The sequence below is a fragment of the Variovorax sp. 01N425 genome (assembly GCF_056399465.1).
In genome coordinates this window covers 179,267-203,398 of sequence record NZ_JBFTRJ010000012.1, presented here as the reverse complement: position 1 = coordinate 203,398, position 24,132 = coordinate 179,267, and the positions used below count along the sequence as shown (strand labels likewise).

At 68.2% G+C, this 24,132-nt stretch carries 28 protein-coding genes; 15 read left to right on the top strand and 13 right to left on the bottom strand.

Features of this window, described 5'->3' with window-relative positions; translation table 11 throughout:
* Positions 1-51 precede the first annotated feature (51 nt).
* Together AC1DSC_RS22280 and tsaE are read right to left on the bottom strand one after the other, a co-directional pair.
* Positions 52-1,608 carry an N-acetylmuramoyl-L-alanine amidase gene (locus AC1DSC_RS22280; RefSeq protein ID WP_018905883.1) on the bottom strand — a complete coding sequence of 519 codons (1,557 nt, stop codon included), beginning with the start codon at positions 1,606-1,608 and terminating at the stop codon, positions 52-54.
* Complete coding sequence (gene tsaE, locus AC1DSC_RS22275) at positions 1,605-2,114, bottom strand: tRNA (adenosine(37)-N6)-threonylcarbamoyltransferase complex ATPase subunit type 1 TsaE (RefSeq protein WP_369663118.1); 510 nt, start codon at positions 2,112-2,114, stop codon at positions 1,605-1,607. The genes AC1DSC_RS22280 and tsaE overlap by 4 nt, the downstream gene beginning before the upstream one ends.
* Here tsaE and queG point away from each other — a divergent pair.
* Entirely contained in the window at positions 2,100-3,188 is a 1,089-nt protein-coding gene (gene queG, locus AC1DSC_RS22270; protein ID WP_018905885.1) for a tRNA epoxyqueuosine(34) reductase QueG, read from the top strand. The two genes, tsaE and queG, sit on opposite strands and share 15 nt — an antisense overlap.
* Here queG and AC1DSC_RS22265 read toward each other — a convergent pair.
* Complete coding sequence (locus tag AC1DSC_RS22265; RefSeq protein WP_369663117.1) at positions 3,185-4,102, bottom strand: AEC family transporter; 918 nt, start codon at positions 4,100-4,102, stop codon at positions 3,185-3,187. The genes queG and AC1DSC_RS22265 overlap by 4 nt on opposite strands.
* Before the next feature lie 106 nt (positions 4,103-4,208).
* On the opposite strand from AC1DSC_RS22265, the gene AC1DSC_RS22260 reads away from it, so the two are divergent.
* From AC1DSC_RS22260 to AC1DSC_RS22235, 6 genes are all read left to right on the top strand, one after another.
* Positions 4,209-5,183, top strand: coding sequence for a tripartite tricarboxylate transporter substrate binding protein BugE (locus AC1DSC_RS22260; RefSeq protein ID WP_012748556.1), 975 nt, complete (start codon positions 4,209-4,211; stop codon positions 5,181-5,183).
* 69 nt (positions 5,184-5,252) lie between these two features.
* Positions 5,253-6,164: a site-specific tyrosine recombinase XerD gene (gene xerD / locus AC1DSC_RS22255; RefSeq protein ID WP_062366489.1), complete on the top strand. Its 912-nt coding sequence runs from the start codon at positions 5,253-5,255 to the stop codon at positions 6,162-6,164.
* 46 nt (positions 6,165-6,210) lie between these two features.
* Positions 6,211-7,167 carry a Bug family tripartite tricarboxylate transporter substrate binding protein gene (locus AC1DSC_RS22250; RefSeq protein ID WP_028256224.1) on the top strand — a complete coding sequence of 319 codons (957 nt, stop codon included), beginning with the start codon at positions 6,211-6,213 and terminating at the stop codon, positions 7,165-7,167.
* Between the two features lie 44 nt (positions 7,168-7,211).
* The gene (locus tag AC1DSC_RS22245) at positions 7,212-7,802 is read left to right on the top strand and encodes a TetR/AcrR family transcriptional regulator (RefSeq protein ID WP_028256225.1); all 591 of its coding nucleotides are present in this window, start codon (positions 7,212-7,214) and stop codon (positions 7,800-7,802) included.
* Positions 7,803-7,895: 93 nt separating this feature from the next.
* A complete protein-coding gene (locus AC1DSC_RS22240) occupies positions 7,896-9,029 on the top strand; it encodes a thiolase family protein (protein ID WP_369663116.1) in 1,134 nt (377 codons plus the stop codon).
* A gap of 39 nt (positions 9,030-9,068) precedes the next feature.
* Complete coding sequence (locus tag AC1DSC_RS22235; RefSeq protein ID WP_012748551.1) at positions 9,069-9,545, top strand: MaoC family dehydratase; 477 nt, start codon at positions 9,069-9,071, stop codon at positions 9,543-9,545.
* A 9-nt stretch (positions 9,546-9,554) separates the two neighbouring features.
* On the opposite strand, the gene AC1DSC_RS22230 is transcribed toward AC1DSC_RS22235, so the two are convergent.
* On the bottom strand, positions 9,555-10,367 hold the full coding sequence (locus AC1DSC_RS22230) for a ferritin-like domain-containing protein (protein WP_369663115.1): 813 nt from the start codon (positions 10,365-10,367) through the stop codon (positions 9,555-9,557).
* Between the two features lie 37 nt (positions 10,368-10,404).
* On the opposite strand from AC1DSC_RS22230, the gene AC1DSC_RS22225 reads away from it, so the two are divergent.
* Positions 10,405-10,929 (top strand): gamma carbonic anhydrase family protein, encoded by a 525-nt coding sequence (locus tag AC1DSC_RS22225; protein ID WP_278876574.1) that lies wholly within the window; start codon positions 10,405-10,407, stop codon positions 10,927-10,929.
* Between the two features lie 123 nt (positions 10,930-11,052).
* A complete protein-coding gene (gene hslO, locus AC1DSC_RS22220) occupies positions 11,053-12,060 on the top strand; it encodes an Hsp33 family molecular chaperone HslO (protein WP_012748548.1) in 1,008 nt (335 codons plus the stop codon).
* Positions 12,061-12,114: 54 nt separating this feature from the next.
* Here hslO and AC1DSC_RS22215 read toward each other — a convergent pair whose 3' ends face one another.
* The 8 genes from AC1DSC_RS22215 to AC1DSC_RS22180 all read right to left on the bottom strand — a co-directional run bounded on the left by AC1DSC_RS22215 (position 12,115) and on the right by AC1DSC_RS22180 (position 18,942).
* On the bottom strand, positions 12,115-13,080 hold the full coding sequence (locus AC1DSC_RS22215; RefSeq protein ID WP_062366497.1) for a hypothetical protein: 966 nt from the start codon (positions 13,078-13,080) through the stop codon (positions 12,115-12,117).
* 3 nt (positions 13,081-13,083) lie between these two features.
* Positions 13,084-13,785 carry an AAA family ATPase gene (locus AC1DSC_RS22210; protein WP_369663114.1) on the bottom strand — a complete coding sequence of 234 codons (702 nt, stop codon included), beginning with the start codon at positions 13,783-13,785 and terminating at the stop codon, positions 13,084-13,086.
* Entirely contained in the window at positions 13,782-14,408 is a 627-nt protein-coding gene (pnuC, locus tag AC1DSC_RS22205) for a nicotinamide riboside transporter PnuC (protein WP_369663113.1), read from the bottom strand. Before pnuC ends, AC1DSC_RS22210 begins: the two co-directional genes overlap by 4 nt.
* Positions 14,409-14,507: 99 nt before the next feature.
* Positions 14,508-14,786 (bottom strand): cell division protein FtsB, encoded by a 279-nt coding sequence (gene ftsB, locus AC1DSC_RS22200; RefSeq protein ID WP_012748544.1) that lies wholly within the window; start codon positions 14,784-14,786, stop codon positions 14,508-14,510.
* 17 nt (positions 14,787-14,803) lie between these two features.
* A complete protein-coding gene (gene eno / locus AC1DSC_RS22195) occupies positions 14,804-16,087 on the bottom strand; it encodes a phosphopyruvate hydratase (RefSeq protein ID WP_012748543.1) in 1,284 nt (427 codons plus the stop codon).
* Positions 16,088-16,121: 34 nt separating this feature from the next.
* On the bottom strand, positions 16,122-16,412 hold the full coding sequence (locus AC1DSC_RS22190; RefSeq protein ID WP_012748542.1) for a DUF1330 domain-containing protein: 291 nt from the start codon (positions 16,410-16,412) through the stop codon (positions 16,122-16,124).
* The gene (gene kdsA / locus AC1DSC_RS22185) at positions 16,409-17,266 is read right to left on the bottom strand and encodes a 3-deoxy-8-phosphooctulonate synthase (protein ID WP_012748541.1); all 858 of its coding nucleotides are present in this window, start codon (positions 17,264-17,266) and stop codon (positions 16,409-16,411) included. Before kdsA ends, AC1DSC_RS22190 begins: the two co-directional genes overlap by 4 nt.
* Complete coding sequence (locus tag AC1DSC_RS22180; RefSeq protein ID WP_012748540.1) at positions 17,263-18,942, bottom strand: CTP synthase; 1,680 nt, start codon at positions 18,940-18,942, stop codon at positions 17,263-17,265. Before AC1DSC_RS22180 ends, kdsA begins: the two co-directional genes overlap by 4 nt.
* Before the next feature lie 123 nt (positions 18,943-19,065).
* On the opposite strand from AC1DSC_RS22180, the gene coaBC reads away from it, so the two are divergent.
* The 4 genes from coaBC to AC1DSC_RS22160 all read left to right on the top strand — a co-directional run bounded on the left by coaBC (position 19,066) and on the right by AC1DSC_RS22160 (position 21,862).
* Positions 19,066-20,289 carry a bifunctional phosphopantothenoylcysteine decarboxylase/phosphopantothenate--cysteine ligase CoaBC gene (gene coaBC / locus AC1DSC_RS22175; RefSeq protein ID WP_028256232.1) on the top strand — a complete coding sequence of 408 codons (1,224 nt, stop codon included), beginning with the start codon at positions 19,066-19,068 and terminating at the stop codon, positions 20,287-20,289.
* Positions 20,289-20,738, top strand: coding sequence for a hypothetical protein (locus AC1DSC_RS22170; RefSeq protein ID WP_018905901.1), 450 nt, complete (start codon positions 20,289-20,291; stop codon positions 20,736-20,738). The genes coaBC and AC1DSC_RS22170 overlap by 1 nt, the downstream gene beginning before the upstream one ends.
* 2 nt (positions 20,739-20,740) lie before the next feature.
* Positions 20,741-21,187: a dUTP diphosphatase gene (gene dut, locus AC1DSC_RS22165; protein ID WP_012748537.1), complete on the top strand. Its 447-nt coding sequence runs from the start codon at positions 20,741-20,743 to the stop codon at positions 21,185-21,187.
* A 174-nt stretch (positions 21,188-21,361) separates the two neighbouring features.
* Positions 21,362-21,862 carry an outer membrane lipoprotein gene (locus AC1DSC_RS22160; RefSeq protein ID WP_012748536.1) on the top strand — a complete coding sequence of 167 codons (501 nt, stop codon included), beginning with the start codon at positions 21,362-21,364 and terminating at the stop codon, positions 21,860-21,862.
* 78 nt (positions 21,863-21,940) lie between these two features.
* On the opposite strand, the gene AC1DSC_RS22155 is transcribed toward AC1DSC_RS22160, so the two are convergent.
* Positions 21,941-22,465 carry an FKBP-type peptidyl-prolyl cis-trans isomerase gene (locus AC1DSC_RS22155; RefSeq protein WP_012748535.1) on the bottom strand — a complete coding sequence of 175 codons (525 nt, stop codon included), beginning with the start codon at positions 22,463-22,465 and terminating at the stop codon, positions 21,941-21,943.
* Between the two features lie 14 nt (positions 22,466-22,479).
* Between AC1DSC_RS22155 and AC1DSC_RS22150 the strand changes: the two genes are divergently transcribed.
* Positions 22,480-23,625: a JmjC domain-containing protein gene (locus AC1DSC_RS22150; protein WP_012748534.1), complete on the top strand. Its 1,146-nt coding sequence runs from the start codon at positions 22,480-22,482 to the stop codon at positions 23,623-23,625.
* Positions 23,615-24,130, top strand: a complete 516-nt coding sequence (locus tag AC1DSC_RS22145; protein WP_012748533.1) for a hypothetical protein — start codon at positions 23,615-23,617, stop codon at positions 24,128-24,130. The genes AC1DSC_RS22150 and AC1DSC_RS22145 overlap by 11 nt, the downstream gene beginning before the upstream one ends.
* The last annotated feature ends 2 nt before the right edge of the window (positions 24,131-24,132 follow it).

Below are 24,132 nucleotides of genomic sequence, written 5' to 3'. Positions count from 1 at the left end.
CTGTGCGTTGCCACGGGCCGGCCCGCGTGGGACGGCACGGCGCGCGCGGGCTCAGAGCTGGCGGCTGCGCGCGAGCGGCGGGTTCTGCGCAAAGTAGCGCTGGATGCCGCGCATCAGCGCATCGGAAAGGTTTTCCTGGTAGCTGACGCTGCGCAGGTTGGCTTCTTCTTCGGGGTTGCTGATGAACGCCGTTTCGACCAGCACGCTCGGGATATCGGGTGCCTTGAGCACCGCGAAGCCGGCCTGCTCGACCGCGGGCTTGTGCAGCCGCGCGCCGATGCCGCGGATCTCGCCGAGCATGGCGCCGCCGAGCTTGAGGCTGTCGTTGATCTGCGCCGTGGTGCTCATGTCGAGCAGCGCGCGCTGCACCTGCACTTCGTGGTTCCCCACGTTCACGCCGCCGACCTTGTCGGCTTCGTTTTCCTTGTTGGCGAGCCAGCGCGCGGCGCTGCTCGAGGCGCCGCTCTGGCTCAGCGCAAAGACGCTCGCGCCGCGCGCGGCGGGCGTGGTGAATGCATCGGCATGGATGCTCACGAAGAGGTCGGCCTGCACGCGCCGCGCCTTCTGCACGCGCACACCCAGCGGCACGAAAAAATCGGCGTCACGCGTGAGAAACGCGCGCATCGGGTTGCCGTTGACGCTGCTCGCGTTGATGCGGTCGCGCAGGCGATGCGCGATCTGCAGCACGATGTCTTTTTCGCGCGTGCCGTTGGGGCCGATGGCGCCCGGGTCTTCGCCGCCATGGCCGGGATCGAGCGCCACGATGATGATGCGGTCGGTGCGGCTCGCGGTGGCGCTGCCGCGCGCGGACGCGAGGGGCGCGGGAGGCGCCACGGGTACGGCAGGCGCAATGGGCGGCGCGGGTGGCACGACGGGGCCGGGCCGCGTCGACTGCTGCGCCATCAGCTCGCCCAGCGGATCGGGTGCGGGCCCGGCCGCCGTGGCCGGCGGGCGGGCGGGAGATGGCGCGATGCTGCCGGGCGCGGGGATCGGCGCTGGCACGTTGGGCGACGGCCGCACGAGGATCGGCGGCCCGCCGTCGGGCGCGAGGCCCGAGGAGGGCGCGGCCGGCGGCGGCACCGACGGTGCGCTTGCCACGGCACCGTTGCTGCCGCCGGCGCTGCTGCCGCGCGGCGCTTCGCGCAGGCGCTCGGTGATCAGCGCTTCCATCGGGTCGATGGCTTTTTCGGGGTAGAGGTCGAGCACCAGCCGGTGCTTGTACGCGGCAATGGGCGCCAGCGAGAACACCTGCGGCACCACGGCCTGCTTGAGGTCGAACACGATCCGCACCACCTTGGGTGCGTTCTGGCCGACGCGCAGGCCGTTGATGTACGGGTCGCCCGGCTTGATCTTGCCGACCAGGTCGCGCAGCTCGGGGTTGAGATCGATGCCTTCGATGTCCACCGCCAGCCGCGGCGGACTGCCGACCACCAGCTGCTGCGAATGCAGCCGCGCATCGGATTCGATGGTCACGCGCGTGTAGTCGGCCGCGGGCCACACGCGCACTGCGAGGATGGTGGCGCCGCGCGCGATCTGGTGCACGCCGAGCATCAGCGCGATGCTGCCGCCCTGCAGCAGCACGCGCCGCTTGAGGCCGGTGGCCTTCATGCGCCGAGCTGCGTCAGCAGGGTGCTGCCGCGGGGAGTGTTCGCCAGGAGGGTCACGCTGCGTGTGTCGTCTGTCATTGCTTCTATTTTAATAGCGAGGTCGGCAATTGGTGTGCGGCCGGCAGCGTTCTCTGGCCACTCCGCGAGCTTGAGGCCCGGACCCGCGAAAATGTCACGGAAGCCGGCGTCGTCCCACTCGCGCGGATCGTTGAAGCGGTAGAAATCGAAATGGAAGATGGCCAGGCCGTCGGGCGCTTCGTGCGGCTCGACCACGGCATAGGTCGGGCTCTTGATGCGGCCCTCGATGCCGAGCGCGCGCAGCAGGTGGCGCACGAAGGTGGTCTTGCCGGCGCCGAGGTCGCCGTGCAGCGCAATGAAGGCATCGCGCAGCGCGGGCGAGGCCGCGAGTGCGCGCGCGAAGGCGTCGGTGTCTTCTTCGCTGCGCCAGTGCAGCGTGCGGCCGGCGTTCTTCGGCGTTTCTACAATCGGCAAGTGATCGTCAGCCATCCACTCGTTGCTCGTATTCAGGCATTGGCCCGGGAACTCGGATTCTCCCAAATCGGAATCGCGGGCGTCGATTTATCGAGCGCCGAGGAAGGTCTGATGCAATGGCTGGCCCATGGGTTCCATGGCGAGATGAAATACATGGCAACGCACGGCACGCGCCGCGCGCGGCCGGCCGAGCTGGTGCCGGGCACGGTGAGCGTCATCACGGCGCGCATGGACTACCTGCCGCGCGGCACGCCGCTCGACGATTGGCAGGCCGTGGAGTTCGATCGCCTCTCGCGGCCCGGCGAAGCCATCGTCTCGGTCTATGCGCGCGGCCGCGACTATCACAAGGTGATGCGTGCGCGGCTGGCCCGGCTGGCCGAGCGCATCGCCGAGGAAGTGGGCCCGTTCGGCCACCGCGCCTTCACCGATTCGGCGCCGGTGCTCGAAGCCGAGCTTGCATCCCGCAGCGGCCAGGGCTGGCGCGGCAAGCACACGCTGGTGCTGGACCGCAGCGCGGGCTCGATGTTCTTCCTGGGCGAGATCTACGTCGACATGGCGCTGCCCGAAAGCGAGCCGGTCACCGCGCACTGCGGCAGCTGCAGCGCCTGCATCGACGTGTGCCCGACCAAGGCGATCGTCGCGCCATACCGGCTCGATGCGCGGCGCTGCATTTCGTACCTCACCATCGAGCACGGCGGGCCGATTCCGCTGGAGCTTCGGCCGCTGATGGGCAACCGCATCTACGGCTGCGACGACTGCCAGCTGATCTGCCCCTGGAACAAGTTTGCGAAGAAGAGCGCGCTGCCCGACTTCGATGCGCGCGAGGGGCTCACCGGCCAGTCGCTGGCCGCGCTCTTTGCCTGGAGCGAAGAGGAATTTCTGCGCTTCACCGAAGGCAGCCCGATCCGCCGCATCGGCCATGAACGCTGGCTGCGCAACATCGCCGTGGCCCTTGGCAACGCACTGCGCGCGGGCGAAAGCGGCGCCGCAGAGGCCCTGGCCACGCGTGCCTCGGACCCGAGCGAACTGGTGCGCGAGCACGTGGCGTGGGCGCTGGCGCAGCGCCCCGAAACGCCGAACGCGTCCTAGCGCGGCAGCGCCAGCGCAAACGGCAGGCTCAGCACGCCCAGCAGCGTCGACAGGGTCACGAGGCCCGCCACGTACGGTCCGTTGTAGCCCATGCGCGCCGCCAGCACATAGGCGCTCGAGGCCGTGGGCACGGCGGAAAACGCCATCAGCACCGAGGCCTGCGTCGCGTCCAGCCGCAGCGCGAGCGACAGGCCCCATGCCACCAGCGGCAGGAACAGGTGCCGTATGGACAGCACCGACACCGCGAGCACCTTGCCGCGCCCCAGCGTGGCGAACTGCATGCCCGCGCCCGCGGCCAGCAGGCCGAGCGCGAGCGATGCGGCGCCGATGCGCGTGAGCGTGGGCGTGGCCCAGTTCGGCACGGTGAAGCCCAGCACGTTGGCCAGCAACCCGGCCAGCGTGGCGACGATCAGCGGATTGCGCACCAGCTGCCGCGCGAAGCCGCTCTCGGCATGCCGCGCCATCGGCCAGACGGCCGCGATGTTGAACATCGGCACGCACACGCCGATCAGCACCGCAATCAGCAGCAGGCCCTGCGCACCGGCCAGCCGCTCGGCGAGCGCCAGGCAGATGAAGGAGTTGAAGCGGAACCCGATCTGCGCGCTCGCCGCATGGTCGCGACGGTCGACGTGCGAACCGAGGCCGGGCACGAACGGCAGCGCGTAGGCCATCGCGATGCCGCACAAGCCGATGCCCACGCCTGCGGTGAGCAGGCTCGAGGTGGCGGCAAAGTCGAGCGGGCTGCGCACGATCGAGTGGAACAGCAGCACAGGAAATAGAAAGTAGTAGACCAGGCTTTCGACCTGGTCCCACACGCGGCGGTCGAGCGCCGTGTAGCGGCAAAGAAGCCAGCCGATGGCGATGAGCGAAAAATCCGGAAAGAGCAGCTGTGCGAAGTTCACCGCTTCGAGCATAAACCGTGGCGGACCATGGGTAATCCACAGCATGAGCGCGGTGCGAAGCCGCTAGCATCCGGGGCTTTGGTTTTTCGACATCAACCATTCAATCAAGGAGTTATAGATGCAACGTCGTCAATGGGGCGCCATGGTGGGAGCCGCCGCGCTGGTCGCGGCCGCGGGCCAGAGCTTCGCGCAGGGCTATCCGAACAAGCCGGTCGAGCTGAGCGTGCCCTTTGCACCGGGCGGCACGACCGACATCGTGGCGCGCGTGATTTCCGACCCGCTCGGCAAGGTGCTGGGCCAGCCGGTGGTGGTGATCAACCGCGCGGGCGGCGGCGGCATCGTGGGCGCAGCCGAAACGGCGCGCGCCACGCCCGATGGCTACAAGCTCGGCGTTGCCACGGTGTCGAGCACGGCGGCCAATCCGGCCATCAACCCCAAGGTGCCGTACGACCCGATCAACGACTTCACGCCGATCATCAACATTGCGGCCACGCCCAACATCATTGCGGTCAACCCGAGCTTCCCGGCCAAAAACTATGCGGAGTTCGTGGCCGAGCTCAAGAAGAACCCCGGAAAGTACTCGTACGCCTCGTCGGGCACCGGCGGCATCGGCCACCTGCTGATGGAGCTCTACAAGAGCCTCACCAACACCTTCGTCACGCACATTCCCTACCGCGGCGCGGGCCCGGCGCTCAACGACGTGGTGGCCGGCCAGGTGCCGATCATGTTCGACAACATCCCGTCGGCCATGCCCTTCATCCAGAGCGGCCGGCTGGTTCCGATCGTGGTGTCGGCGCCGCAGCGCCTGGCCGCGCTGCCCAACGTGCCCACCTTCAAGGAAGTGGGGCTCGAGCCGGTCAACCGCATGGCCTACTACGGCATCCTCGGCCCCAAGGGCCTGCCGAAGGAAGTGGTCGACAAGGTCAGCGCCGGCGTGAAGAAGGCGGTGGAAGACCCGGCCGTGAAGAAGCGCATCGAGGACACCGGTTCGCTGATCGTCGCCAACACGCCCGAGCAGTTCGCCGCGCAGATCAAGGCCGAATACGAGGTCTACAAGCAGGTGGTGGTGAAGCAGAAGCTCAAGCTCGACTGAGCCGCTTTTTCCTTCCGCAAAGCCGCCCGCGCCACGGGCGGCTTTTCTTTTTTTGATATCTTGCAGCGCATGACAGAGGCCGCCGCCACGCAAACCCCCGAGATCGACGACTTCATCGATGCCCTCTGGCTCGAGGACGGGCTGTCGAAGAACACGCTGGCCGCCTACCGCCGCGACCTCGCGCTGTTCGCGCAATGGCTGGGCAGCCAGCGCAGCGGCCGCGCGCTCGACACGGCGCAGGAGTCCGACCTGCAGGCCTACATGGGCGCGCGCCTGTCGACCCGGGGCAAGGCCACCTCGGCCAACCGGCGGCTCACGGTGTTCAAGCGCTACTACCGCTGGGCGCTGCGCGAGCGCCGCATCGCAGCCGATCCGAGCATCCGGCTCGCGCCCGCGCGGCAGATGCCGCGGGCCGTCAAGACGCTGTCGGAAAAGCAGGTGGACGACCTGCTGGCCGCACCCGACGTGGAAACCCCACTTGGCCTGCGCGACCGCGCGATGCTCGAGCTGATGTATGCGAGCGGCCTGCGCGTGAGCGAGCTGGTGGCGCTCAAGGTCATCGACATGAGCCTCAACGACGGCGTGCTGCGCGTACTCGGCAAGGGCAGCAAGGAGCGCCTCGTGCCCTTCGGCGGCGAGGCGCGGCGCTGGATCGAGCGCTACCTGGACGAGTCGCGCCCCGCCATCCTCGACGGGCAGCAGACGCCCGACCTGTTCGTGACCGCGCGCGGCGCAGGCATGACGCGCGTGATGTTCTGGATCATCGTGAAGAAGCAGGCCGCCGCGGCCGGCATCCATGTGCCGCTGTCGCCCCACACGCTGCGCCACGCCTTCGCCACGCACCTGCTGAACCACGGCGTCGACCTGCGCGCGGTGCAATTGCTGCTCGGCCATGCCGACATCTCCACGACCACCATCTACACCCACGTGGCGCGCGAGCGCCTCAAGCAGCTGCATGCGCAGCACCACCCGCGCGGCTGAAGGCGCGGTGTTCCTTCACTTCACCAACAGCAAAGAGACTTCGTTCATGCAGAAAAGAATCTGGGTCGCGGCGGCATTGCTCGCTGCCGGCGGCGCACAGGCCCAGGCCATTCCCAAGACCATCCGCCTCATCGTGGCGTACCCCGCGGGCGGCGTCAGCGACGTGGTCGCGCGTGCGCTCGGCGACAGGCTCGCCGCGCAGATGGGCACCACGGTGGTGGTCGACAACCGCGCCGGCGCCAGCGGTGCCATCGGCATGGATGCCGTGGCCAAGGCCGCACCCGACGGTGCCACGCTGGGCTTCTCGGCCATCAGCCCGCTGGTGCTGAGTCCGCACCTCGGCAAGCTGCCCTTCGATCCGCTCAAGGACATCGCGCCGGTGGCGAGCGTGATGTATTCGCCGGTGCTGCTGATCGCCACGCCGGCCAGCAGGGCGCGCGACTTCCGCGCGCTGATCGCCGATGCCAAGGCGCAGCCCGGCGCGGTGCGCTGGGCCACCTCGGGGCCGGCATCGCTCGGCCACATCGTGCTCGAGCAGGTGAAGGCGGCCACGGGCGTCGATATCACGCACGTGCCCTACAAGGGCGGCGGCCAGCAGCTCAACGATGCGCTCGGCGGGCAGTTCGAGATTCTCTCGAGCAATGCGAGCCCCACGCTCACTTCGCACATCCGCTCGGGCAAGCTGCGTCCGCTGGCCGTGGGTGCGCCCGCGCGGCTCGAGAGCCTGCCGCAGGTGCCCACGCTGGGCGAGCTGGGCTTCAGTGCCGCGAACATCAATTCGGTGTTCGGCGTCTTCGCGCCCGCGGCCACGCCGCCCATATTGGTCGAGAAGTACAACGCCGAGATCAACAAGGCCCTGGCCAGCCCCGAGCTGCGCGCCAAGCTCACGGCCACCGACAACGTGCCGACCGGCGGCACCCCCGCGGCCTTCGCTGCGGAGATCGCCTCGGAGTTCGAAGGCAATGCGCGCATCGTGAAGGCCGCGAACATCAAGGCCGATTGACCCTGCGGCTTGTGGTCCCGATTTCCCTACCTTATAGTAGGTAGATGAGCAGCGCCATCGCCCCCTCGACCGCACTCGCCGCCGGCAGCACCCGGGAGCAGATCCTCGGGGTGGCGCGCCGCCTGATCGAAACGCGCTCTTACCTGGGCTTCAGCTTCCAGGATGTGGCCGATGCGGTCGGCGTCCGCAAGGCGAGCCTGTACCACCACTTTCCGACCAAGGAAGCGCTGGGCATTGCGGTGATCCGGCAGGCCACGCAGCTCTTCAAGGACTGGGACGCGGCGCGGGTGCGCACGCCGAAGGACGCGCTCGAATCCTATTTCCGCATGTACCGCGACACGCTCAAGGCAGGCTCGGGCATGTGCCCCGCGGGGGCGCTGGCGCCCGGCTGGGATTGCATCGACGAGGAACTGCGCCAGGCCGTGCAGGAACTGCGCAACACCCAGGTGCTGTGGCTCACGGGCGTGCTGGGCGCACTGGCGCCGGCCCGGCAGAAGAAGGGCGCATCGCTTGCATCGCAGGCGGCCTATGTGTTCTCGGTGTGCCAGGGCGCGCTGCTCGCATCGCGCATGACGGGCCGCGTCGAAGACTTCGACGAAGCCATTGCGCAGCTCAGGAGTTCCTTGCCCGGCTGATCGCCGGGCGGCCTCGCGGGCACGCGGCGCGTGCCTATTTTTTGACCTCGTTGCCTACCGATTGGATGGTAGGTTTCGCCAAGGAGTGTTTCCATGAAAGCCGTCATTTCCGCCTATGCCCGCTCGCCTTTCCACTTCGCGAAGAAGGGTGCGCTTGCCGAGGTGCGCCCCGACACGCTGGCCGCCGGCGTGGTTCGCGGCCTGCTGCAGCGCACCGACCTCGACCCCGCGCTGCTCGAGGACATCATCCTGGGCTGCGCCTACCCCGAGGCCTCGCAGGGCAACAATCTCGCTCGCATCGTCGGCCTGCTCGCGGGCCTGCCGCACGAGGTGGGCGGCATGACGGTCAACCGCTTCTGCGGCTCGTCGATGCAGGCGGTGCACATTGCCGCGGCGCAGATCGAGGCGGGCATGGGCGAGGCCTTCCTGTGCGTGGGCGTGGAGTCGATGACGATGGTGCCGCAGGGCGGCTTCAACTTCTCGCCCAACCCCGAACTGCAAGAAAACACCGATGCCTATATCTCGATGGGCGAGACCGCCGAGAACGTTGCGCAGCGTTGGAACGTGAGCCGCGCCGACCAGGAGGCCTTTGCGGTGGAGTCGCACCGCAAGGCCGCCGCTGCGCGCGCGCAAGGGCGGCTCGCGGGCGAGATCGTGCCGGTGCGCCTGGCCTCGGGCGAGGTGGTCGATGCCGACGGCTGCATCCGCCCGGCCACCTCGGCCGAGGCGCTGGCGGGCCTCAAGCCGGCGTTCCGTCCTGATGGCGTGGTGACGGCCGGCACCTCGTCGCCGCTGACCGACGGCGCCGCCGCCGTGCTCGTGACCAGCGATGCCTTCGCCGCGAAGCACGGCCTGCAGGCGCTCGCGCGCATCCGCGCGTTCGCGACCGTGGGCGTCGACCCAGCCATCATGGGCATCGGCCCGATTCCGGCCACGCGCAAGGCGCTGGCGCGCGCCGGGCTCAAGGCCGCCGACCTCGACGTGATCGAACTCAACGAGGCCTTCTCGTCGCAGGCGCTGGCCTGCATCCGCGACCTCGGCCTCGATGCGGCGAGGATCAATCTCGACGGCGGCGGCCTTGCCATCGGCCATCCGCTGGGCGCGACTGGTGCGCGCATCACGGGCAAGGCGGCGTCGCTGCTCGCGCGCGAGAACGGCCGCTATGCGCTGGCCACGCAATGCATCGGCGGCGGGCAGGGCATTGCCACGATTCTCGAGCGCATCTGAATAGTTCGAGAATGCGCGCAGGCACTACAAGGAACTCCCATGGCGGCACTCCCTGACGACACGGGCGCCAAGCGCGCGCTTTACCTCGAAGACCTGTCGGTCGGCGACCGCTTCCAGAGCGGCGAACATGCGCTGGATGTGGCGCAGATCAAGGCCTTTGCATCGCAGTTCGATCCGCAGCCCTTCCATACCGATGAAGAGGCCGCGAAGACCACCTTCTTCGGCGGCCTCGCGGCCAGCGGCTGGCACACGGCGGCGCTCACCATGAAGCTGATGGTGGAAAGCGGCATTCCGCTGGCCGAAGGCATCATCGGCTCGGGCGGCGAGCTGCAGTGGCCCAAGCCGACGCGGCCCGGCGACGTGCTGCACGTGGTGAGCGAGGTGCTCGACATCACGCCATCGCGGTCCAAGCCGGGCCGCGCGATGGTCACGATGCGCTGCCGCACGCTCAACCAGCGCGGCGAGGTGCTCCAGTACTTCACGCCCAAGCTGGTCGTGCACGCCCGGCCCGCGTAGGCCTGCCGTTCAGTCCCTGCCGCCGACCGAGAGCGCGCGCAGCTCTTCGGCGCTGAAGCCCGCGCGGCCACGGGCTTCGAGGTTGAAGGGCGGCTTCAGGCGCGGCGCTTCGTAGCGCGCCACGAGTTCTGGATAGGTCGCCTCCGGGTCGCGGCCGGCGCGTTCGCAGAGCCAGCGGTACCAGCGGTTGCCGATGGCCACGTGGCCCACTTCGTCGCGCAGGATGATGTCGAGGATCTCGACCGCGCGCAGCGCATCGGGCGTGTTCACGCGCTTGAGCTTGGCCTGGATCAGCGGCGTGGCGTCGAGCCCGCGCGCTTCGAGCGTGCGAGGCACCAGCGCCATGCGCGCGAGCACGTCGTCCCTGGTCTTCTCGCACATGCTCCAGAGTCCGTCGTGCCCGGGGAAGTCGCCGTAGCGCCAGCCCATGTCCTGCAGGTGCGCATGCAGCAGCGTGAAGTGCTGCGCCTCTTCGTCGGCCACGCGCAGCCAGTCGCGGTAGTAGGCCTCGGGCATGCCGTCGTAGCGCCAGACGGCGTCGAGCGCGAGGTTGATGGCGTTGAACTCGATGTGGCAGATCGAATGGATCAGCGCGGCGCGGCCTTCGGGCGTGAAGGGCGAGCGCTTCTGCACGGCGGTGGCGGCCACGCGCAGCGGCCGTTCGGGGCGGCCCGGCACGCCGACGTCATCGCCCACGACGCGCAGAGGGTCGGTCGCTATGGAATTGGTAGCGGCCAGGGCAGCAGTGGCGCGCGTTGCCGCAACTTTCTGTTCAGGGTCGGTGAGTCGCAGCGCGGCCAGCGCGCTCAATCGGGGGTGCATCCCTACAATTCTAGGTTTTGCCCCCGGAGACTCCACGATGGCCCTCTATGAACTCGACGGCGTTGCGCCGCAACTCGGCACCGGCGCCTGGGTCGCCGATAGCGCGGAGGTGATCGGCAACGTGCAGTTGGGCGACAACGCGAGCATCTGGTTCGGCGCGGTGCTGCGCGGCGACAACGAGAAGATGACCATCGGGCGCAACAGCAACGTGCAGGACATGTCGATGCTGCATTCCGACCCCGGCAGCCCGCTCACCATCGGCGAGAACGTCACCATCGGCCACCAGGTCATGCTGCATGGCTGCACCATCGGCGACAACTCGCTGATCGGCATCCAGGCGGTGGTCTTGAATAACGCGAAGATCGGCCGCAATTCGATTGTTGGCGCCGGCAGCGTCGTGACCGAGGGCAAGGAGTTTCCCGACAACTCCCTGATCTTCGGCTCGCCCGCCAAGGTGATGCGCACGATCAGCGACGAAGACGCCGCGCGCCTGCGGCACGGCTCCGATCACTACGTCAAGAATGCCATTCGCTATGCGAAGGGCTTGAAGAGGATTGGCTAACCCCCTGGCTTGCCCACTTCGTGTGGCCTCCCACCCCCTTGCAGGGGGCAATACCAGCGGCCCGGCGGAGCCGGTTCCGCGGTATTCCGCGCGAAGACTGCTTATTTAGAGAAGGATGATGTTTTGAGCGAGCTGCACAAATTCCTGTTCGATGGCCTGCCGGTGCGCGGCATGATCGTGCGCCTGACAGATGCGTGGCAGGAAATCCTGGCGCGGCGCGCCTCCAACACCGCCACCGGCGCCTACCCGCCGCCGGTGGCCGAACTGCTCGGCGAGATGACGGCCGCGGCCACGCTGATGCAGGCCAACATCAAGTTCAACGGCGCGCTGATCCTGCAGATCTTCGGCGATGGTCCGGTCAAGGTGGCCGTGGCCGAGGCCAAGCCCGACCTGAGCCTGCGTGCCACCGCCAAGGTGATCGGCGACCTGCCGGCCGATGCGCGCCTGCCCGAGATGGTCAACGTCAACAACAAGGGCCGCTGCGCCATCACGCTCGACCCCAAGGACAAGCTGCCGGGCACGACGCCCTACCAGGGCGTGGTGCCGCTGTTCGACGAGGAGGGCGAGAAGCTCGGCCGGCTCAGCGACGTGCTGCAGCACTACATGCTGCAAAGCGAGCAGCTCGACACCACGCTGGTGCTCGCGGCGGACGACCAGGTGGCGGCGGGCCTTTTGATCCAGCGCCTGCCGGTGAAGGGCGAGGGCAACCTCGAGGGCACTTCCGGCACTTCCGGCAAGGACCACGACCAGGCCAACGAAGACCAGATCGGCCGCAACGAGGACTACAACCGCATCTCGATCCTCGCTTCCAGCCTCACGCGCGACGAGCTGCTCACGCTCGACATCGAGACCATTCTTCGCCGCCTGTTCTGGGAAGAGAAGCTGCTGCGCTTCGAGCCGCAGGCGGGCCTGCTGGGTCCGCACTTCGCGTGCACCTGCGGCCGCGACCGCGTGGCGCAGATGATCCGCGGGCTCGGCGTCGAGGAGGCCGAGGAGATCCTGGCCGAGCGCGGCGACATCGAGGTGGGCTGCGACTTCTGCGGCAAGCAGTACCGCTTCGATGCGGTCGATGCGGCGCAGATCTTCAGGCCGCCGACGGACCAGATCCCGGGCAGCCCGATCGTCCAGTAACGCTTTTCACCGGGGCGAGATTCGGCGCGCCGGTGAGCCGGCCGCGCGCTCCGCTCAGCGCGGCACCTTGCCGTCGAAATCGCTGAACGCGATGTCGGGCGCGCTGGTGTTGTGGCGCGAAGGCAGGCTGCGCCCGAAGCGCACCTGCGTGGCGTTCAGCGTCTTCACGTCGGGCAGCGGCAGCACCTGCTCCGCGGCCTCGGGCGATTCCTGCCAGCGCAGCTCGCTCACGTCGGCGTTGTCGGGCGCCACGTACATCGAGCGCAGCACGGCAAAGGGCCGCGCGCTCGCCGTGGGCTTGGAAAGCGTCACGTCGAGTGCGGTGCGCTCGCGGCTGATCTCGGACACCTTGGCCACGGCGCTGCCGCCGCCGACGAAGCGCAGGTGGATGGCCAGCGGCTTCGGCACGATGCGGATCGATGCGATGTCGACCACCGGCCGGCTGCCCTGTTCGACCGGGCCGAGCAGGAACGAGGAGCCATACACCCCGTCGCCGAAGCGCGCCTGCGGCAGCGGCTTGATGCGCCAGTAGCCGTCGGCCGGGTAGAGCACCAGCGCTTCGAGCGCCTTGCCCTCTTCCTTGCGGAAGATCTGCAGCATGTGGAAGCCGCGGTCCGTGCGCGCGCCCACGCGCACCGGCACCTGCTGCGGCCGCCAGAAGCTGGGCAGCGTCATGCCGACGATGCGCCACTGCGCGTCGTCGAGCAGCACCACGCGGCGCGGCTTGAACTTGTGCGCGGGATCGGTGGGATGCGCGCCGCCGTCGAAGTTGCAGCCCGAGAAGTCGGGGGCGGTGACGTCGTTGCCGATGCTGTCGAGGTAGGCCGGCTGCAGCGCCTCGATGCGCATGCGCCGGATGCCTTCGCCGCGCAGCACCAGCGACACGTTGTCTTCCTCGGCGCAGGCGGTGGCCGTGGTGGCGTTCTCCACGGTGGCGGCGACAGGCGCGGCCGTGGCAGCCGTTGCCAGCAGCCCGGCAAGGAAGAAGCCGCAAAAGCGAGAGAAGCGAGGCGGGAACATCGATCAGGTCTCCGAGCTGGGGGTTGAAGGCGTGTCGTCGCGGCGTCCGATCAGGTCGCTGAAAAGCCGATGCTCGCATTCCGGGTCTGAGCACTTCTCGCAAGGCCATGACCAGGAAGCGGGTTTGGATTCGAGGCGGCTCCGTGCGCGGGCCCGGCCTTCGCTGCCGGCAATGGAATTGATGGCGTTCCACGCATTGGAGAGCCTTTCGCTGCCGGTGCCGTGCACCACGGCGAAAGAAAGCCCCGCGCCCGCGAGCGCCGCACGCACCAGCGCATCGGTGGGTTCGCGCGCGTGGTCGCCATCGCGCAGCGGGTCGGCGATCCACGGGATGTCGAGCGCGGTCAGCAGGGTGATCGCGCAGCGCGCCTGCGCCGCCAGCGCGTCGGCATGCAGCGAGGTGTCGCCGAACAGCAGTTCGCTGTAGACCGCGGTCATGAGGGCCGTGGTGTCGGCCACCACCACGCCCGAAGCGGCCGCGGCTTCGATGCGGCGCGTCTGCTCCTCTGCAATGGCCCGCTGCTCGTCGGGGCGCGGCGTGCGGCCTTCGCGCTCGCACCATTCGCGCAGGTATTCGCCCACCAGCGTGGTGGCAATGCCGCGTTCCTGCAGGCGTTGCGCGAGCGCGCGGGCGAGTTCGGTCTTGCCGGTGCTCTCGGCACCGAGCAGCGCAATCACGCATCCGGTCGGCAAGGTGGGCGTCATGCGCGCGCTGCCGCCCCGCCGTGCATGCGCGCACGCCACGCAAGAAAGCCTGCCACGCTGAGCACCGCGAACACGGCGTAGAGCCCGACCGTGAGCCACAGGCCCTTGTGGATGAAGAGACCCACGCTCACGACGTTCACCGCCAGCCACACCAGCCAGTTCTCGATGAACTTGCGCCCGAGCAGGAACTGGCCGACGAGGCTGAGCCCGGTCGAGAAGCCGTCCCACCAGGGCACGTCGGTGTCGGTGAAGCGGCGCAGGAAGAGCGCGACCGCGGGCCATGCCAGTGCGCAGGCCGCGAGTGCCAGCGCCACGCCGCGCGGCGAAAGCCGGCTCACGCGCAATGCGCTGCCATCGGCGCGGTGGCCGCGCAGCCATTGCGACCAGCCCCAGAGCGCGACCACGGCGAAGAACACCTGCAGCGAGGCGTCGCCGTAGATGCGTGCCTGCGCGAACACGGCCACGTAGAGCAGCGAACTGAGGATCGCCAGCGGCCAGCCCCAATGGATCTCGCGCATGTTGCAGCCGACCATCGCAACCGCCAGCACCGCCGCCACGAGTTCGAGCCAGCTGACCGGTGAGCCCCAGAGCGCGAATGCGGGGGCCGAGAAGAACTCGGGCATCAGCGCGTCAGGCGTCGAGCGCCGCCGGGCCGCCCCAAGGCGCGAGCGGCCCCCTCGGGGGGCAGCGAGGACACGCAGTGCCGAGCGTGGGGGCCATATTCAGTGCGTGACCTGAACGAACACTTCGTTGGGCTTGACCATGCCCAGCTCCTGCCGCGCACGCTCTTCGACCATCTCGAGGCCGATCTTGAGGTCGTTGACTTCGGAGGCCAGCCGCTCGTTGTTGACCACGGCCTTGGCGTTGGCCGCCTTCTGGTCGGCCAGCTTGGACTGCAGCTGCGCCACGTCGCGCACGCTGCCGCGCCCGTTCCACAGCTGCCACTGCAGGATGACCAGCAGCAGCAACAGCACGATGGGTGGAACGAGGCGCGAGCGCATGCCGCCGGCTTCGCGTGCTACTTCAGGTTGTAGAACGCGCCGCGGCCGGGATAGCTGGCGATGTCGCCGAGGTCTTCCTCGATGCGCAGCAGCTGGTTGTACTTGGCGATGCGGTCCGAACGCGAGAGCGAACCGGTCTTGATCTGGCCCGCGTTGGTGCCCACCGCGATGTCGGCGATGGTGCTGTCCTCGGTTTCGCCCGAGCGGTGCGAGATGACGGCCGTGTAGCCCGCGCGCTTGGCCATCTCGATGGCGGCGAAGGTCTCGGTCAGCGTGCCGATCTGGTTGATCTTGATCAGGATCGAGTTGGCAATGCCCTTGTCGATGCCTTCCTGCAGGATCTTGGTGTTGGTGACGAACAGGTCGTCGCCCACCAGCTGCACGCGCTTGCCCAGGCGTTCGGTCAGCAGCTTCCAGCCGTCCCAGTCGCCTTCGTGCATGCCGTCCTCGATGCTGATGATCGGGTACTTGTCGACCCAGGTGGCCAGCATGTCGGCCCAGTTGCCGGCCGACAGCGTGAGGTTCTCGCCCGAGAGCACGTAGTTGCCGTCCTTGTAGAACTCGCTCGCGGCGCAGTCCAGGCCGAGCGCAATCTGCTCGCCCGCCACGAAGCCGGCCTTGTCGATGGCTTCGAGGATCAGCTGGATGGCCGCTTCATGGCTTTCGACGCTGGGCGCGAAACCGCCTTCGTCGCCGACGGCCGTGCTGATGCCGCGGTCGCCCAGGATCTTCTTGAGCGCATGGAACACCTCGGCGCCGTAGCGCACGGCTTCGCGGAAGCTCGGCGCGCCCACGGGGATGATCATGAACTCCTGCAGGTCCAGGCTGTTGTTGGCGTGCGCGCCGCCGTTGATGACGTTCATCATCGGCACCGGCAGCTGCATGCCGCCCATGCCGCCGAAGTAGCGGTACAGCGGCAGGCCCGACTCCTCGGCCGCGGCGCGTGCCACCGCCATCGAGACGGCGAGGGTGGCGTTGGCGCCCAGGCGGCCCTTGTTGTCGGTGCCGTCCAGGTCGATCATCGTGCGGTCGAGGAAGGCCTGCTCGCTGGCGTCCAGGCCGAGCACGGATTCCGAGATCTCGGTGTTGATGTTCTCCACCGCCTTGAGCACGCCCTTGCCGAGGTAGCGCTTCTTGTCGCCGTCGCGCAGCTCGATGGCTTCGCGCGAACCGGTCGATGCGCCCGAGGGCACGGCCGCGCGGCCCATGGTGCCCGATTCGAGCAGAACGTCGCACTCGACGGTGGGATTGCCGCGGCTGTCGAGGATTTCACGGCCGACGATGTCTACGATTGCACTCATGCGTTTCTCTTTCTTTCAGTCTCGATTCGATTGATCAAAGGCCTTCGACAGCGACCATGCGCATCACCGCGGCGCCGGCACGGGCTTCGCGTGCCTTCAGGTATTCGGGCGTTTCGTAGAAGGCCTTGGCCTTCTCGAAGCTGGGGAACTTCAGGATGACGAGGCGCGAAGGCGTCCAATCGCCCTCGAGCACTTCGACCTGGCCGCCGCGCACGCACACCTCGGCGCCGTGCGCCTGCATCGCGGCGCTCGACCACTTCTTGTATTCCTCGTACTGCGCCGGATTGGTGACCTCGACGTGGGCGATGACATAACCACTGCTCATGATTGAAAGACGTCCTCTAGAAATGCGTTCTTCTTGGTGACCTGGTCGAGCGCCAGCAGCGTCTCGAGCAGGGCCTTCATGTGCTTGAGCGGCACGGCGTTGGGGCCGTCGCTCAGCGCCTTGGCGGGATCGGGGTGCGTTTCCATGAAAAGGCCGGCCACGCCCACGGCCACGGCCGCGCGCGAGAGCACCGGCACCATTTCGCGCTGGCCGCCCGAGGTCGTGCCCTGGCCGCCCGGCAGCTGCACCGAGTGGGTGGCGTCGAACACCACGGGCGCGCCGGTCTCGCGCATGATCGCGAGCGAGCGCATGTCCGACACCAGGTTGTTGTAGCCGAAGCTCGCGCCGCGCTCGCAGGCCATGAAGCTGTCTTCGGGCAGGCCGGCTTCCTTGGCGGCAGCGCGCGCCTTGTCGATCACGTTCTTCATGTCGTGCGGCGCAAGGAACTGGCCCTTCTTGATGTTCACCGGCTTGCCCGACTGCGCCACCGCGCGGATGAAGTCGGTCTGGCGGCACAGGAAGGCGGGCGTCTGCAGCACGTCGACCACCTTGGCGGCCTCGGTGATGTCGTCCTCGGTATGGACGTCGGTCAGCACGGGCAGGCCGAGCTCGCGCTTCACCTTGGCCAGGATCTCCAGGCCCTTCTCGCGGCCCGGGCCGCGAAAGCTGGTGCCCGAGGAGCGGTTGGCCTTGTCGAAGCTGCTCTTGAAGATGAACGGAATGCCCAGCGAGGAAGTGATTTCCTTCAGCGTGCCGGCCGTGTCCATCTGCAATTGCTCGGATTCGACCACGCAGGGGCCGGCAATCAAAAAGAAAGGCTGGTCGAGCCCGATGTCGAATCCGCAGAGTTTCATGCCACAGCCTTCAGGTTCTTTGCGCCGCCCGCGCTCCGGGCCTTGTGGTCGAGCGCCGCCTTGATGAAGGCATTGAAGAGCGGATGGCCGCTCCACGGCGTCGACTTGAATTCAGGGTGGAACTGCACGCCCATGAACCACGGGTGCACGTCCTGCGGCAGTTCGACGATCTCGGTCAGGTGCTCGCGCTGCGTCAGCGCCGAGATGACCAGGCCGGCGGCGCGCAGTTCGTCGAGGTAGTTGACGTTGGCTTCGTAGCGGTGGCGGTGGCGTTCGGTCACCACGTCGCCGTAGATGCTGTGGGCCAGCGTGCCGGCCGAGACGTCGGAGCTTTGAGCGCCCAGGCGCATGGTGCCGCCGAGGTCGGACTTCTCGTTGCGCGTCTTCACGGTGCCGTCGGCGTCCTTCCACTCGGTGATCAGCGCGATCACGGGGCAGGGCGTTTCGGGGTCGAATTCGGTGCTGTTGGCGTTCTTGAGGCCCGCCACGTGGCGCGCGTATTCGATGGTGGCCACCTGCATGCCCAGGCAGATGCCAAGGTAGGGCACCTTGCCTTCGCGCGCGAAGCGGGCGGCCGAGATCTTGCCCTCGACGCCGCGCTGGCCGAAGCCGCCGGGCACCAGGATCGCGTCGTACTTGGCGAGCCGCGAGACATCTTGCGGGGATATGGTTTCGGAATCGATGTAGTCGATCTTCACGCGCGCATGGTTCTTCATGCCGGCGTGGCGCAGCGCCTCGTTCAGCGACTTGTAGCTGTCGGACAGGTCGACGTACTTGCCGACCATCGCGATGCTGACTTCCTGCTGCGGATGCTCGACCTCGTACACCAGCTCGTCCCAGCGCTGCAGCTTGGCCGGCGGCGTGTTGATGCGCAGCTTGTCGCAGATCAGGCCGTCCAGGCCCTGCTCGTGCAGCATGCGCGGCACCTTGTAGATGGTGTCGACGTCCCACATGGAGATCACGCCCCATTCGGGCACGTTCGAGAACAGCGAGATCTTGGCGCGCTCGTCGTCGGGAATCGGGCGGTCGGCGCGGCACAGCAGCGCGTCGGCCTGGATGCCGATGGCGCGCAGCTCCTTGGCGGTGTGCTGCGTGGGCTTGGTCTTGAGCTCGCCGGCGGCGGCGATCCACGGTACGTAGGAGAGGTGCACGAAGGCCGAGTTGTTCGGGCCCATGCGCAGGCTCATCTGGCGCACGGCTTCGAGGAAGGGCAGCGATTCGATGTCGCCCACCGTGCCGCCGATCTCGACGATGGCCACGTCCACCTCATGCGCGGTGCCCAGGCCGGCGCCGCGCTTGATGTATTCCTGGATCTCGTTGGTGATGTGCGGAATCACCTGCACCGTCTTGCCCAGGTAGTCGCCGCGGCGCTCCTTCTCGAGCACGGTCTTGTAGATCTGGCCAGTGGTGAAGTTGTTGGCCTTGCGCATCCGCGTGGTGATGAAGCGCTCGTAGTGGCCGAGGTCGAGGTCGGTCTCGGCACCGTCGTCGGTGACGAACACCTCGCCATGCTGGAACGGTGACATCGTGCCGGGGTCGACATTGATGTACGGATCGAGCTTGATGAGGGTGACCTTGAGGCCGCGCGATTCGAGGATCGCGGCGAGGGAGGCGGAGGCGATTCCCTTGCCAAGGGAAGATACGACACCACCGGTGACGAAGACAAATTTGGTCATGCCAGTTCCGGACCAGAGATCCGGGCAGTGGGAAATTGCGATTATAGGTGTCCCCTTTGTGCCCCTTCGGCCCAAGGCCATCCCGTTCCTGATCTTGTCGGTATGTGAGCAACAATATGACTCATGCAAGATCTCGCCGGCAAACACATCGTCCTGGGCCTTACCGGTGGTATCGCCTGCTACAAGTCGGCCGAGCTGTGCCGCCTGTTCGTGAAGGCGGGCGCCACCGTCCAGGTCGTGATGACCGAGGCGGCCGAGCAGTTCATCACGCCGGTCACGATGCAGGCGCTCTCGGGGCGCACCGTCTACACCTCGCAGTGGGACGTGCGCGAGCCCAACAACATGCCGCACATCAACCTGAGCCGCGAGGCCGACGCCATCGTGCTGGCGCCCTGCAGCGCCGACTTCATCGCGCGGCTGGTGCAGGGCCGGGCCGACGACCTGCTGAGCCTGATGTGCCTCGCCCGACCCATGGACCGCGTGCCGCTCCTGATCGCGCCGGCCATGAACCGCGAGATGTGGGCGCATCCCGCCACCCAGCGCAACCTGGTGCAGGTGGCGGCCGACGGCGCCACAGTGCTGGGCGTGGGCAGCGGCTGGCAGGCCTGCGGGGAGACCGGCGACGGGCGCATGCTCGAGCCGGCGCAGCTGCTCGAGGACATCACGGCCTTCTTCGTGCCCAAGCTGCTGGCGGGCCAGAAGGTGCTGGTGACCGCGGGCCCCACCTTCGAGCCGCTCGATCCGATCCGCGGCATCACCAACCATTCGTCCGGCAAGATGGGCTTTGCCATTGCGCGCGCTGCGCGCGAGGCCGGTGCCGAAGTCACGCTGGTGGCCGGCCCGGTGCACCTGCCGACGCCGCGCGGGGTGAGCCGCATCGACGTGCTCAGCGCGCAGGACATGCTCGAAGCCACCCTTCACGCCGCGCAGACCGCTAGCATTTTTGTAGCGACGGCGGCTGTCGCCGACTGGCGGCCCGCCACCCATAGCGAGCAAAAGATCAAGAAGGACGGCAGCGGCAAGACGCCGGTGCTCAATTTCGTCGAGAACGCCGACATCCTGCTGGCGGTGGCCAAGAGCGAACGCGCGCAGGCCCGCAAGCTGTTCTGCGTGGGCTTCGCGGCCGAGAGCGAGAACCTGGCCGAGCACGCCAAGGCCAAGCGCGAGCGCAAGGGAATTCCGCTCCTGGTCGGCAACATCGGGCCGCTGACCTTCGGGCAGGACGACAATGCACTGCTGCTGGTGGACGCAACGAGCACGCGCGAACTGCCGCGTGCGCCCAAGCTCACCCTGGCACGCGAACTCATGACCGAGATCGCCGCCCGGCTGCCCGACTGGAGAGTCTGATGAACCCCCAATGGAACACGCCGCCCAATGGCGACTTCGCCAGTTACGTCGAGCGGCTGTCGGCCCAGGCCGCGCTGCCGAAGCGGGCGGCGCACGAGGGCGACCACGGCCTGGACGTGGGCATCACGCCCGCACCGGGCGCGCAGGGCGCGGCAGCGGCCGCGGCCCAGCGGCGCGAATCGTCGAACGGAGATGCCTCCGCGCCAGGCGCCGGGGCGCTGGCGCCCATGGCGCTCAAGCTCATGGCCGCCGTGGGGGCCGTGGTGCTGCTGGCGCTGTGGTCGGCCGGCGTTTCCCTCGTTGTGCTGGTGTTCCTGGCGGGCGCGGCTTTCTGGCTCGCCAGCAAGCTCAAGGGACTGAAGCTCACACCCGGTGTCGCCAAGTGGCAGCAGCTGCTCGAGGAAGCCGCCCGCAAGCAAAGAGAACAGCAACACAAGCAAGGCAAGTAGAAGTGAAAGTAGACGTCCGTATCCTCGATCCACGCATGGTGGACCAATTGCCCGCCTATGCCACGCCCGGCAGCGCAGGGCTCGATCTCCGGGCCTGCCTCGATGCGCCGATCACGCTGGAGCCCAACGGCTGGCAGCTCGTGGGCACCGGCATCGCGATCCACCTGGCCGACCCGGCCTATGCGGCGCTGATCCTCCCGCGCTCGGGCCTCGGCCACAAGCACGGCATCGTGCTCGGCAATCTGGTGGGCCTGATCGACAGCGACTACCAGGGCGAACTCAAGATCAGCGCCTGGAACCGCAGCGACACACCGTTCGTGCTCCAGCCGATGGAGCGGCTCGCGCAGCTCGTGATCGTGCCGGTGGTGCAGGCGCAGTTTCGCGTGGTCACAGAATTTGCAGCCTCGCAACGCGGCGAAGGCGGCTACGGCTCCACCGGCAAGCACTGACCGCTCCCCGTCTTTGCGCGGCTTCGTGTCGGGCCCGTAAAGACCGGAACTGGCGGTTCGCGGCGCGCTCCTACGTTTCGGTGTGTGTCCTGCGTCATCCCCACGGCGGGCAAGACGTTGGATACAGGCTTTGGCGCATCGGGATGCGCCGATTTATCCGAGGAGCCTCTCAACATGAAAATTTCAACGCGCTTCATTTCCATTGCCGCTTCCGTGGTGGCGCTTGCCACGCTCACGGCCTGCGTTGCTCCCGCGCCGGTCTATCACACGACGCGCTATCCCTACCAGGCGCCGCCGCAGGCGGTGCCCTACCAGGAGGCGGCCTATGTCGAATACGGCCACGTCGCCAACATCGAGGTGCTGCGCAGCGAAACCGGGGGCACCGGCACCACCGGCGGCGGCGCGGTGGCGGGCGGTGTGCTCGGCGGCGTGGTGGGCAACCAGTTCGGGCACGGCAGCGGCCGCGCCGCGGCCACCGCGCTGGGCATCGTGGGCGGCGCGCTGCTGGGCAACACCATCGAGGGACAGGCCAACGGGCCGCGCGCCTACGAGAGCTACCGCATCTCGGTGCAGACCGACCGCGGCGGCTACCGTGCCTTCGACGTGCAGCATCCGGGCGACCTGCGCATCGGCGACCGCGTGCGCATCGACAACGGCCAGATCTCGCGCATGTAGCCCGTGCGCCGCAGCAAGCAAAAAGCCGGGCAATGCCCGGCTTTTTTTGCTTGCTTCGGCGGTTTGTTCAGCCGGCAGTCAGTGCAGCAGGTCGTTGCCGGGCGCCGTGGGCGGCACCTTGAAGAAGGCCGTGCCCGCCGTGCCGCGGCCGACTTCTTCTTCCGTGGCCTCGCGCACCGAGCGCACCGTGATGTCGAGCCGGATCGCGATGCCGGCGAGCGGATGGTTGCCGTCGAGCACCAGGTGGTCCGGGTAGATCTCGGCCACGGTGTAGATCACGTCCTTGGGCATGGCGTCGCTCACGCCTGGGGGCAGGGCGGCGCCGTCGAAGGTCATGCCTTCCTCGGTGCCTTCGGGGAACAGCGAACGCGGCTCCAGAAAGAGCAGCTGGTCGTTGAAGTCGCCGAAGCCCTGTTCGGGCTCGAGCTGCAATTGCACCCGTGCGCCGGGCTCGTGGCCCTGCAGGGCGGCTTCGATCACGTCGAAGAGGTCATCGCCTCCCACCATGAATTCCACCGGTTCGTCGAGCACGTCCAGAACTTCGCCCAGGGTGTCTTTCATCGTCCAGGTCAGGCCGACCACGCATTGTTCAGAGATTTCCATTGCAGAATTCTCCCATGGAGATTACACAACCGCTGCCGTTGCTCGGCGGCCTGAGCGCCGCGCAGTTCATGCGGCGGCACTGGCAGAAGAAACCGTTGCTGGTGCGCCAGGCCATACCCGCCATGGTGCCACCGATCGAGCGCAGCGCGCTCTTTGCCCTGGCCGAGCGCGAGGACGTCGAATCGCGCCTCATCCGCCACGGCAAGGCCGGCTGGACGCTCAGGCACGGGCCGCTCGCGCGGCGCGCGCTGCCGCCGCGCAAGCAGCCGGCCTGGACGCTGCTGGTGCAGGGCGTCGACCTGCATCACGACGGCGTGCATGCGCTGCTGCAGCAGTTCCGCTTCCTGCCCGATGCGCGGCTGGACGACCTGATGATCAGCTATGCGAGCGACCAGGGCGGCGTGGGCGCGCATTTCGACAGCTACGACGTGTTCCTGCTGCAGGCGCAGGGCAGGCGGCGCTGGTCGATCGGCCGGCAGAGCGACCTGCGCCTGCAGCAGGGCGTGCCGCTCAAGATCCTCGAGAACTTCGAGCCCGAGCAGAGCTTTGTGCTCGAGCCGGGCGACATGCTGTACCTGCCGCCGCGCTATGCGCACGACGGCGTGGCGGTCGGCGACAACTGCATGACCTGCTCCATCGGCCTGCGGTCGTCCGCGGTGGGGGAGCTTGGCGCCGACCTGCTGGCGCGCGTGGCGCAGGCCTATGCCGAGGCGCTCGAAGATGCGGGCCCGGCCGAGCTCGCGCGCTACCGCGATCCGACGCAGCCCGCGGTCGAGGCGCCGGCCGCGATGCCGGCCGCGCTGCAGGCCTTTGCGCGCAAGGCGGTCGACGCCGCGCTGCGCGATCCGGACGCCATCGACCGCGCGCTGGGCGAATCGCTGACCGAGCCCAAGGCCAACGTCTGGTTCGACTCTGAAGGCGCCGAGGCACCGGCGGAACTGCACGCCGTGGCGCTCGACCGCCGCACGCGCATGCTCTACGACGCGCGGCACCTCTACATCAACGGCGAGAGCTTTCGGGCAGGCGGGGCCGATGCAACGCTGATGCGGCGGCTGGCCGACCGGCGCGCGCTCGGGCCGCGCGAACTGGCGCGCGCGAGCGACGGTGCGCTCGCACTGCTGGCCGAGTGGTGCGAAGCGGGGTGGGCCCATGCCGAGTGAGAGTTTCGCGGCGGCCGCACCGGCCTTGCCCGAGGGACGCTTCGATGGCCCCGAAGCCTTCGCGGGCATGGTGCGGGCCGCGCTGTCGAACGCAGCCCGGCAGGGGTGGAAAGAGCTGGTCTTCAGCGACCCCGACTTTGCCGACTGGCCGCTCGGCGAGCGGGCCAGCATCGACGCGCTCCAGGCCTGGTCGGCCGCGGGCCGCCGCTTCGTGCTGCTGGCGCAGCGCTTCGATGCGGTCGAACGTTCACATGCGCGCTTCGTTGCGTGGCGGCGCATGTGGGGCCACATCATCGAATGCCGCGCGGTGCGTGCGGAGGCGGGCAGCACCGCGGTGCCGAGCGCCATCTGGACGCCCGGGTGGTTCGTCCAACGCACCGATCCCGAGCGCAGCCGGGGCCTGTGCGGCTTCGATCCGCGGGCGCGGCGCGAACTGCGTGAAACAATCGATGAGTCGTGGCGAGTGGGCGTTGCCGCCTTTCCGGCGTCGACACTGGGCTTGTAAGC